General features: G+C 63.9%; 6 protein-coding genes. 3 read left to right on the forward strand and 3 right to left on the reverse strand.

The features are described 5' to 3' along the window. Nucleotides 1-220: 220 nt before the first annotated feature. Genes ACO2TI_RS01715 through ACO2TI_RS01725 form a run of 3 tightly spaced genes read left to right on the forward strand, consistent with a single transcriptional unit; the run spans nucleotide 221 to nucleotide 9150 of the window. Nucleotides 221-1597 (forward strand): hypothetical protein, encoded by a 1377-nt coding sequence (locus ACO2TI_RS01715; RefSeq protein WP_423281696.1) that lies wholly within the window; start codon nucleotides 221-223, stop codon nucleotides 1595-1597. Nucleotides 1598-1622: 25 nt separating this feature from the next. Further along, entirely contained in the window at nucleotides 1623-2201 is a 579-nt protein-coding gene (locus ACO2TI_RS01720; protein WP_423281697.1) for a hypothetical protein, read from the forward strand. Between the two features lie 10 nt (nucleotides 2202-2211). Next, nucleotides 2212-9150: a calcium-binding protein gene (locus ACO2TI_RS01725; protein WP_423281698.1), complete on the forward strand. Its 6939-nt coding sequence runs from the start codon at nucleotides 2212-2214 to the stop codon at nucleotides 9148-9150. Nucleotides 9151-9261: 111 nt separating this feature from the next. On the opposite strand, the gene ACO2TI_RS01730 is transcribed toward ACO2TI_RS01725, so the two are convergent. Genes ACO2TI_RS01730 through ACO2TI_RS01740 form a run of 3 tightly spaced genes read right to left on the reverse strand, consistent with a single transcriptional unit; the run spans nucleotide 9262 to nucleotide 11645 of the window. Then, nucleotides 9262-10572: a citrate synthase gene (locus ACO2TI_RS01730; protein ID WP_423281699.1), complete on the reverse strand. Its 1311-nt coding sequence runs from the start codon at nucleotides 10570-10572 to the stop codon at nucleotides 9262-9264. Between the two features lie 60 nt (nucleotides 10573-10632). Next, nucleotides 10633-10902, reverse strand: a complete 270-nt coding sequence (locus ACO2TI_RS01735; protein ID WP_423281700.1) for a succinate dehydrogenase assembly factor 2 — start codon at nucleotides 10900-10902, stop codon at nucleotides 10633-10635. A 32-nt stretch (nucleotides 10903-10934) separates the two neighbouring features. Then, nucleotides 10935-11645, reverse strand: coding sequence for a succinate dehydrogenase iron-sulfur subunit (locus tag ACO2TI_RS01740; RefSeq protein WP_423281701.1), 711 nt, complete (start codon nucleotides 11643-11645; stop codon nucleotides 10935-10937). Between the last annotated feature and the right edge of the window lie 26 nt (nucleotides 11646-11671).

Consider the following 11671-nt stretch of genomic DNA (forward strand, 5'->3'; position numbering starts at 1 on the left):
CATCCGCTGGTTCAAATACCTATTCCTAATTCCGGGATTGATAGCCGCATCCGGCCTCGCCGCGCATGCATCTACAAGCAGAAAGGAAACACGCAATAAATTTCATAAGCTACTTTCGTCTCACGGAACGTACCGCACATGCATTACGATCCTGGCAATAGCTATATCTTCAGGGGTATTCGTAATCTGCGCTCACATCATCAAATAGGGAGAACCTGAGATGCCAACCAACCCTGTCGTTATCATCGGCGACGCCACCAACGTGTTCTCCGATGCAAGAGGTTTTGTGTCTGGAATTCAGAATGGCATCAATGCCGTGAACGCCGGCGACCTCGCGGGCGGAATGGCGGCACTTTCAGCCATTCTTGCGACACACTCGTCAGTTTTTGCACAGCTGGCGCCAGTTGCTTCCGGCTTGACAATTGCCGCGGATTTGGCGAAGTTGCAGGACGCCATTGCCACAAACAACTTTGATCAAGGAGTAGATGCGGCCTTGGGGCTCATAGGCGGCGTAGGTGGATTACTTGCACTCTCCCCACTGCCTCAAACAAAAGCTCTTGGCATTGCGATCAGCGCACTCGCCAACGCATCCAAGGAAATCTACAAGAACCGAGAGGACATTGCTGGCGCGCTGAGTGACATCAACAGAGCGCTAAGCACCGACCCATACAGCCCGGTAACCATCCTGGATCCGCAATCGCTCATTGACAACGGACTGCTGGATCCAAACACGCTTTTGCCGAGAGTTGATCCTGAGAGGTTCAACCCCGAGGACTATCCCGACCTGAAGTACAAACAGGTATGGGGCCCTGACCCCGCCGCCAGCGATGGCTACCGCTCAGCCAAAACACCCCCACCCCGCGACCCCCTCGCCATCGACCTCGACGCCGACGGCATCGAAACCCTCGGCATCCCCACCGACGGCTCCTCGCCCGTCCTCTTCGACCACAACGCCAACGGCATCAAGACCGGCACCGGCTGGCTCACCGGCGACGACGCCTGGCTCGTGCGCGATCTCGACGGCAACGGCAGCATCGACTCTGGCCGCGAACTCTTCGGCGTGGACACCGTGATCACCGCCACCGGCTACTACAGCAACGGCACGCCCTACACCTACACCCGCAGGGCCACCTCCGGCTTCGAGGCCCTGCGCACGCTCGACGAGAACGGCGACTCGGTCTTCAACGCCTCCGACAGCGCCTTCACCCAGGTCAAGCTCTGGCAGGACCTCAACCGCGACGGCATCAGCCAGGCCAGCGAGCTCTTCACCCTGGCCGACAAGGGCATCGCGAGCATCTCGCTGAACGAGACCACTGCCACTACCAACCTGGGCAACGGCAACAGCATCACCGGCACCGCCGTCGTCACGCGCAGCAACGGCAGCACCACTGCGATCGACAGCGCCGACCTCACCGCCGGCAACCTCAACCTCGCCGACAACCCCTTCTACCGCGAGTTCACCGACGAGATCCCGCTGACCGAGGCGGCGCTCGCCCTGCCCGAGATGGGCGCTTCGGGCTGGATACGTGACATGCAATCGAAATTGACTAAGTGCGGGCCAGGCAACTGCATACGCCGCCAACCCCGGCTCCTTTGACGCCTTTGCAGCTTCGAGAGACGCAATGAAGTCTGAATCACTACTTGCGGCATTAATCCATATAGCCAATGCAGCATGGATAACGCGGTTCTCGTTTCTATTCTCAACGAGAAGAAACGATGACTACCTTCATGATCAGCTACTTTTAGCAAGTCTAGCGCTTGTGATTCTATTCAACACCATTCGCTGGATTTTCCTATCCCGAGCTGAGCATAAAAATACCTACACAAGTCAGCTTGAACTGTCCATTGAGTTGCGATCGACTGCAGCCAAGGCGTTCGGATTCATCCCCTACTTAATAAAAGCCATACCGTCGGAGCAAGTAATTAGCGCTCGCGCAGCCTCGCTCCTAGCAGACACAGGGGAATTACGCACAGAGCAAGAGCTAGATCTTCTGCGCGCCCTGCTGTCAACGCCAAAATTGATGATGATCCACTGGCTCATATTGTTGTTCATTGTCACCATATTTGCCTCAGGTCAAATACCGACATCCATCGGTTCGATCGAGCAGCTTTGGCCACTGCATCTTCCAATCATTGTTGCGGCCATTGGAGTTTCAATATACAGCGCAGTAGCAGTTATCTTCACACTCATCTACGAATAGGAAGATTATCATGTCACTCGTCAGCACTGGATTTATTATCACGAACAAAGGCATCATTGCCATTCAAGGTTCCCCTTCAGCCCTGGCTCAAGTTGGAAAGCAATTGGGAGACGACGTCGTCAATGCCGCCGCTCAAACAGGCCACGAGGCCATGTCAGCCGTTGAACTTTCAGATCTTGCGAAATCGTCCATCGAGGCCGGAGCAGATAGCAACCCAACTCTTGGATCAATAAAGGTGGTTGGCTCCACCGCGTTCGGAACTGCAGTAGGAATAGGGGCCTCCCCCTTCGTTACACCGCTCGGAGGCGCTGTCGTTGGCTATGTGGCGGGAAAGTTTTATGAATGGCTATTTGATCGAGTAAGAAGCATCGAACCGAACCCATGGACGGGTGAAAGCGGAGGAGACCCAATACTCTCACCCGAAGAACGGAACGACATCCCACCCGAAGAACAGGTTTCAGTTCCGTTTATCTCACCGGACGGCACAAATACCGACTGGCGCACAGCCCTTACCCCACCCCCACGCGACCCCCTCGCCATCGACCTCGACGCCGACGGCATCGAAACCCTCGGCATCCCCACCGACGGCTCCTCGCCCGTCCTCTTCGACCACAACGCCAACGGCATCAAGACCGGCACCGGCTGGCTCACCGGCGACGACGCCTGGCTCGTGCGCGATCTCGACGGCAACGGCAGCATCGACTCTGGCCGCGAACTCTTCGGCGTGGACACCGTGATCACCGCCACCGGCTACTACAGCAACGGCACGCCCTACACCTACACCCGCAGGGCCACCTCCGGCTTCGAGGCCCTGCGCACGCTCGACGAGAACGGCGACTCGGTCTTCAACGCCTCCGACAGCGCCTTCACCCAGGTCAAGCTCTGGCAGGACCTCAACCGCGACGGCATCAGCCAGGCCAGCGAGCTCTTCACCCTGGCCGACAAGGGCATCGCGAGCATCTCGCTGAACGAGACCACTGCCACTACCAACCTGGGCAACGGCAACAGCATCACCGGCACCGCCGTCGTCACGCGCAGCAACGGCAGCACCACTGCGATCGACAGCGTCGACCTCACCGCCGGCAACCTCAACCTCGCCGACAACCCCTTCTACCGCGAGTTCACCGACGAGATCCCGCTGACCGAGGCGGCGCTGGCGCTGCCGGAGATGGGCGCCTCCGGCTGGGTACGCGACATGCGCGAGGCGATGAGCCTGGGCACCGAGCAGGCGCAGGCGTTCACCGATGCAGTGAGCGCGTTCGCGCAGGCGAACACGGCCGATGACCAGAAGGCGCTGCTCGATGACCTGCTGACCGATTGGGCCAAGACGACCGGGCGGTACAACGGTTCGAGCATGCCTTACCTGGGCGGCTCCATTGTTTCGACGTATGCCAACGGTGACCCGCGTGAGGTCCGCTACACCACGGCCAATCCTGGTGTCACAACCACCATTCGCGCGGACATTCGTCTCGGCTCGGACAGCTACTACACGGTGGAGTACCGCCCGATCATCGGCGCCGTGGAGCTGCTGACGGCGGAAGGCGCAGAAGTGATGCGACGCATCGCCGTGCTGGAGGCCTTCAACGGTTCACGCTTCATCGACTTCCTACGGACCCTGCCGCCACCCGGGCAGAGCTTTCCGACCGACGGGGGGTCTGGCGGCGGGGCCGGCACGGTTGGAGGCACGGCGCCGTCGACTCAAACGTGGGACATCACGATCAGCACCCAGCAGATTGAATTCGTCAATCGCGCGTACGAAGCGTTGGAGAACTCGGTCTACAACGCGCTGGTGATGCAGACGCGGCTCAAGCCGTATCTGGATGCCGTGGAACTGGTGATCGACGAGACGGGCATCCATTTCGACACGACGGCGGTGACCGCGCTGCTGGAGACGACCAAGACGGCTGACGAGCGCAAGGCGCTGACGGATCTGATCGACCTGAATCGGTTGGCCTTGCCTACGTTGGATGCCGTTGGGTTCGATGGGCTCGATCTTCTAAGAACGTGGATCGATGCTTTGCCAGTTGACTCGCCACTCAGAGGCGATCTCTCAAGCTGGCACGTAATGACGAGCCAAGCCATCAGCGGGACGTCCGCCGACGAGGTCTATCTTGGGTCGGACGATGCCAACGCATTCAACGCGGGTGCCGGTGACGACATCGTCAGCGGTGCCGCAGGCAACGATGATCTGCGAGGCGACGACGGTGACGACCAAGTTGTCGGGGGCGAGGGCAACGACGAGTTGTGGGGCGGGCGCGGGAACGACCGCCTCAATGGCGGGGCCGGCGACGATGTACTTCGAGCCGACTCAGGTATCGATACCTTGAACGGTGGCGACGGCAGCGACACCCTGATCGTGGGCAGCGAGGCCAGCGCCACGCTGCTCGGCGGCGCCGGCAACGACACCCTGCAAGCCGACAACGCCTACTGGACCGGTGCCAACACCTTCGAAGGCGGCACTGGCAACGACGTGATGCGCGGCGGCCACAACGCCGACACCTACCGCTTCAACCTCGGCGACGGCCAGGACAGCATCACCGACCAGCAGTGGTACAAGACCGGCGGCTTCTTCACCGATCGCCTCGTCTTCGGCCCCGGCATCGATCCGAGCGACATCACCGTCACCCGCTCGGGCAACCACCTGGTCTTCAGCCACGCCAACGGCAGCGACCAGGTCACCGTCCAGAGCTGGTTCGCCAAGACCGACGGCGAGTTCTTCATCGAGCAGGTCGCCTTTGCCGATGGCACCACGTGGACGGCTGCCGAGCTGTCCGCCCAGGCCCTCGTGGTCAGCGGCACCGAGGCGGCCGACGCGATCAGCGGCACTGTCTTCGCCGACACCATGTACGGCCTGGGCGGCAACGACACGCTCACCGCGGTGGGCTACGGCGACACGCTCGACGGCGGCGACGGCAGCGACACCCTGAACGTTGGCACCGAGGCCAGCGCCACGCTGCTCGGCGGCGCCGGCAACGACACCCTGCAGGCCGACTACGCCTACTGGACCGGTGCCAACACCTTCGAAGGCGGCACTGGCAACGACGTGATGCGCGGCGGCCACAACGCCGACACCTACCGCTTCAACCTCGGTGACGGCCAGGACAGCATCACCGACCAGCAGTGGTACAAGACCGGCGGTTTCTTCACCGATCGCCTCGTCTTCGGTGCGGGCATCGATCCGAGCGACATCACCGTCACCCGCTCGGGCAACCACCTGGTCTTTAGCCACGCCAACGGCAGCGACCAGGTCACCGTCCAGAGCTGGTTCGCCAAGACCGACGGCGAGTACTTCATCGAACAGGTCGCCTTTGCCGATGGCACCACGTGGACGGCTGCCGACCTCACCGCCCAGGCCCTCGTGACCAGCGGCACCGAGGCGGCCGACGCGATCAGCGGCACTGTCTTCGCCGACACCATGTACGGCCTGGGCGGCAACGACACGCTCACCGCGGTGGGCTACGGCGACACGCTCGACGGCGGCGACGGCAGCGACACCCTGAACGTTGGCACCGAGGCCAGCGCCACGCTGCTCGGCGGCGCCGGCAACGACACCCTGCAGGCCGACTACGCCTACTGGACCGGTGCCAACACCTTCGAAGGCGGCACTGGCAACGACGTGATGCGCGGCGGCCACAACGCCGACACCTACCGCTTCAACCTCGGTGACGGCCAGGACAGCATCACCGACCAGCAGTGGTACAAGACCGGCGGTTTCTTCACCGATCGCCTCGTCTTCGGTGCGGGCATCGATCCGAGCGACATCACCGTCACCCGCTCGGGCAACCACCTGGTCTTTAGCCACGCCAACGGCAGCGACCAGGTCACCGTCCAGAGCTGGTTCGCCAAGACCGACGGCGAGTACTTCATCGAACAGGTCGCCTTTGCCGATGGCACCACGTGGACGGCTGCCGACCTCACCGCCCAGGCCCTCGTGGTCAGCGGCACCGAGGCGGCCGACGCGATCAGCGGCACTGTCTTCGCCGACACCATGTACGGCCTGGGCGGCAACGACACGCTCACCGCGGTGGGCTACGGCGACACGCTCGACGGCGGCGACGGCAGCGACACCCTGAACGTCGGCACCGAGGCCAGCGCCACGCTGCTCGGCGGCGCCGGCAACGACACCCTGCAGGCCGACTACGCCTACTGGACCGGTGCCAACACCTTCGAAGGCGGCACTGGCAACGACGTGATGCGCGGCGGCCACAACGCCGACACCTACCGCTTCAACCTCGGTGACGGCCAGGACAGCATCACCGACCAGCAGTGGTACAAGACCGGCGGTTTCTTCACCGATCGCCTCGTCTTCGGTGCGGGCATCGATCCGAGCGACATCACCGTCACCCGCTCGGGCAACCACCTGGTCTTTAGCCACGCCAACGGCAGCGACCAGGTCACCGTCCAGAGCTGGTTCGCCAAGACCGACGGCGAGTTCTTCATCGAGCAAGTCGCCTTTGCCGACGGCACGGTGTGGACGGCCGCCGAGCTAACGACCATGGCTCTGGTGGTCAACGGCACCGAAGCGGCCGACACGATCAGCGGCACCGTGTTCACCGACACCCTGCACGGCCTGGGCGGCAACGACACGCTCACCGCGGTGGGCTACGGCGACACGCTCGACGGCGGCGACGGCAGCGACACCCTGACCGTGGGCAGCGACGCCAGCGCCACGCTGCTCGGCGGCGCCGGCAACGACACCCTGCAGGCCGACTACGCCTACTGGACCGGTGCCAACACCTTCGAAGGCGGCACTGGCAACGACGTGATGCGCGGCGGCCACAACGCCGACACCTACCGCTTCAACCTCGGTGACGGCCAGGACAGCATCACCGACCAGCAGTGGTACAAGACCGGCGGTTTCTTCACCGATCGCCTCGTCTTCGGTGCGGGCATCGATCCGAGCGACATCACCGTCACCCGCTCGGGCAACCACCTGGTCTTTAGCCACGCCAACGGCAGCGACCAGGTCACCGTCCAGAGCTGGTTCGCCAAGACCGACGGCGAGTTCTTCATCGAGCAAGTCGCCTTTGCTGATGGCACAGTGTGGGACACATCTCAGATCGCCGCACTCACCCTTAACGCCATCAACGGCACGGCGAACCCCGACACCCTCACCGGCACCGCCTCCGCCGACTGGCTCCAAGGCCAGGCCGGTGCCGACACGCTCGAAGGCGGCGATGGCCATGACCGCCTCGACGGTGGCACCGGCGACGACACCCTGCGCGGCGGCGCCGGCGACGATGTCTACGAAGTCGACGCCGCGGCGGACACCATCACTGAAAACGCCAGCGAGGGCACGGACACCGTGCGTTCGTCGGCGTCATGGACGCTCGGCGCGAATGTCGAAAACCTCGTCCTCACCGGCACCGCGGCCATCGCCGCCACCGGCAACGCGCTGGCGAACCGGCTCACCGGCAACGACGCCGCCAACCGCCTCGACGGCGGACAAGGCGCCGATGTCATGACCGGACGCGGCGGCGACGATGTCTACGTCGTCGACGATGCCGGCGACACGGTGGTCGAACTCGCCGGAGGCGGAATCGACAGCGTGGAAAGTTCCGTCAGCCATGCACTGGCCGACCAGGTCGAGAACCTGCTGTTCACCGGCACGGCCGCCATCAACGGCACCGGCAACTCACTCGCCAACCTGCTCACCGGCAACAGCGCCAACAACACGCTGACCGGCGGCGCCGGCAACGACACCTTGGACGGCCAAGCGGGTGCCGACACGATGATCGGCGGCACCGGCGACGACTGGTACGTGATCGACGCGTCCGCGGACGTGGTGACCGAGGCCGCGGGCGAAGGGCGCGACGGCGTCCGCAGCACGGTCTCGCTCACACTCGCGGCCAATGTGGAAGACGCCCTCCTGCTGGGCAGCCAGAACCTGATGGTCAACGGCAACGCCCTCGACAACCATTTGGTCGGCAACGGCGTCGCCAACACGCTCTACGGCTTTGCCGGCAACGACACGCTGGACGGCGGCGCCGGCATCGACAGCCATTACGGTGGCGCGGGCGACGACACCTACGTCGTCGAAGTCTCGGGCGACAAGGTGTTCGAGCTGGCGAACGAAGGTGTCGACACGATCCAGTCCTACGTCAGCTGGTCCCTGGGGGCCAACTGCGAGAACCTCACTCTGCTGGGCACCGATGCCATCAACGCCAGCGGCAGCTCGCTGGGCAACGTGCTCACGGGCAATACCGCCAGCAACACGCTGATGGGCTACGCCGGTGACGACACGCTGATCGGCGGCGGCGGTGCCGACACGCTCAACGGCGGCACGGGCCATGACACCTTTGTGGTCGACTCCATCGACGATGTCGTGGTTGAAGCCGCTTCGCAGACCGATGGCGGCAACGACACGGTGCTGTCGTCGGTGTCGTGGACGTTGGGTTGGCACACCGAGAACCTCGTCCTCACCGGCTCAGTAGCGCTCGATGGCACAGGCAACGAACTCGCCAACACGCTGACCGGCAACGCGGCCGCCAACACACTCAGCGGCTTGACCGGCAACGACACGCTCGACGGTGCGGGCGGCAATGACACGCTGATCGGCGGCACCGGGGCCGATGTCTACCGCTTCGGCAACGGCTACGGCCTGGACACCGTGCAGGAGAACGACGCCACAAGCGGCGTGGTCGACGCACTGCAGTTCGGCGCCGGCATCGGCCAATCCGACCTCGCGTTCGCGCGCGTGGGCAACAACCTCGAAGCGGTGCTCAGCAACGGCGCCGACAAGATCGTCGTCAAGGACTGGTACCTCGGCTCGCGCTACCACGTCGAGGAGTTCCGCTTTGCCGACGGCAGCGTGCTGCTCGACTCGCAGGTCGAGGCGCTGGTGTCGGCGATGGCGGGCTTCGCGGCGCCTTCAGGCGGCGAGTCGAGTGGCTCGACGGCGTCGATCGGGGTGCCGTCGCAGCAGTTGGCGGCGAACGCGTTGGCTTGAGGGGAGGCGGGGGCTTGGCCCTCACCCCCGCCCTCTCCCGCAGGCGGGAGAGGGCGCAATGCAAAAGAAAAGGGCGGCCAGTGGCCGCCCTTTTTCATGGCTTCGCCGAGATCAGCGCTGACCGATCGGCTTCACCTCGCGCGGCGTGCTGCCGACGAACAGCTGGCGCGGACGGCCGATCTTGTATTCGGGGTCGGCGATCATCTCGTTGAGCTGGGCGATCCAGCCCACCGTGCGCGCGAGCGCGAAGATGGCCGTGAACAGCGAGACCGGGATGCCGATCGCGCGCTGCACGATGCCGGAGTAGAAGTCGACGTTCGGGTAGAGCTTGCGGGCGACGAAGTACTCGTCTTCCAGCGCGATCTTCTCGAGCGACATCGCCAGCTTGAACAGCGGGTCGTTCTCCAGGCCCAGCGCGCCCAGCACCTCGTGGCAGGTCTCGCGCATCAGCTTGGCGCGCGGGTCGTAGTTCTTGTAGACCCGGTGGCCGAAGCCCATCAGCTTGATGCCGGAGTTCTTGTCCTTCACCTGGTTGATGAAGTCGCCGATCTTGGCCACGCCGCCGGCCTTCTGGATGTCTTCCAGCATGTTCAGCGCCGCCTCGTTGGCGCCGCCGTGCGCGGGGCCCCACAGGCAGGCCACGCCGGCCGCGATGGCCGCAAACGGGTTGGTGCCCGACGAGCCGCACAGGCGCACCGTCGAGGTGGAGGCGTTCTGCTCGTGGTCGGCGTGCAGGATGAAGATGCGGTCGAGTGCGCGCACGACCACGTCGTTGGGCACGTACTCCTCGCAGGGCGTCGCAAACATCATGCGCGTGAAGTTCGCGGTGTAACTCAGCGAGTTCTGCGGATAGATGTAGGGCTGGCCGAGCGCGTACTTGTAGGCCATCGCCACCAGCGTCGGCATCTTGGCGATCAGGCGGATCGCCGAGATCTCGCGGTGCTGCGGGTTATTGATGTCGGTGCTGTCGTGATAGAAGGCCGACAGGCCGCCGACCAGGCCGGTGAGCACCGCCATCGGGTGCGCGTCGCGCCGGAAACCGCGCAGGAAGAACTGCATCTGCTCGTTGACCATGGTGTGGTTGGTCACGAGCTTGACGAAGGCGTTCTTCTGGTCCTGGTTGGGCAGCTCGCCGTTGAGCAGCAGGTAGCAGACCTCGAGGAAGTCGCAGTTCACCGCGAGCTGCTCGATCGGGTAGCCGCGGTACAGCAGCTCGCCCTTGTCGCCGTCGATGTAGGTGATCGACGAGTTGCACGACGCGGTCGAGAGGAAGCCCGGGTCGTAGGTGAACTTGCCGGTCTGCGCGTAGAGCTTGCGGATGTCGATCACGTCCGGACCGACGCTGCCCTGGTAGATCGGCAAGTCCATGCTCGGGCTGCCGTCGGAGAACGATAGGGTGGCTTTGACGTCGGACGGTGTCATGGGCGTTCCTTGTGAGGCGAGGAGGTGGACGGGGCTTGTCTCGGATGTTGTTGTTCGCGATCAGGCTGCAGGCAAACGCAGCCTCTCCAGCGTCTGGCGCACCTCGGGGCGATCGAGTTCGCCCTTCGGTTCGGTGCGGCGCAGCAGGAGGTCGAGCAGGTCGTTGTCGGCCAGGTCCATCAGGGCCGACAAGCCGGCCGCGTCACCCACGGTGAGCGCGGCCTCGTGGCGCTGGAAGTAGCGCTCGATGAAGAGATCGTTCTCGAGCAGGCCGCGGCGGCAACGCCACTTCAGGCGGCTGAGTTCCCGCTCTCCGAGTGGCTGTTGCATCGCGGCGTCCATGGGGTGCTCGAGGCTGAGGGTCAGACGGCGCGCCGGACCATCAGCTCCTTGATCTTGCCGATCGCCTTGGTCGGGTTCAGGCCCTTCGGGCAAACGTCGACGCAGTTCATGATCGTGTGGCAGCGGAACAGGCGGTACGGGTCCTCGAGGTTGTCGAGGCGCTCGCTGGTGGCCTGATCACGGCTGTCGGCGATGAAGCGGTAGGCCTGCAGCAGGCCGGCCGGGCCGACGAACTTGTCCGGGTTCCACCAGAAGCTCGGGCAGCTGGTGCTGCAGCTCGCGCACAGGATGCACTCGTACAGGCCGTTGAGCTCCTCGCGCTCCTCGGGCGACTGCAGGCGCTCCTTCTCGGGCGGCGTGGTCTCGTTGACGAGATACGGCTTGATCGAGTGGTACTGGTTGAAGAACTGCGTCATGTCGACGATCAGGTCGCGCACGACGGGCAGTCCCGGCAGCGGCTTGAGCACGATCGGGTCCTTGAGCGTGCGCAGGTTGGTCAGGCACGCGAGGCCGTTCTTGCCGTTGATGTTCATCGCGTCCGAGCCGCACACGCCTTCGCGGCAGGAGCGGCGGAAGGCGATCGACGGATCGAGCTCCTTGAGCTTGATCAGCGCGTCGAGCAGCATGCGCTCGGAGCCGTCGAGCTCGACCTCGAGGGTCTGCATGTACGGCTTGGCGTCCTTGTCCGGGTCGTAGCGGTAGATCTGGAACGTGCGCTTCTGGGTGGCCATGGTGTTTGCTTTCTCCTGGAGGCGAC

This window comes from Caldimonas sp. KR1-144 (assembly GCF_049446155.1).
Classification (GTDB): Bacteria; Pseudomonadota; Gammaproteobacteria; order Burkholderiales; family Burkholderiaceae_C; genus Rivibacter.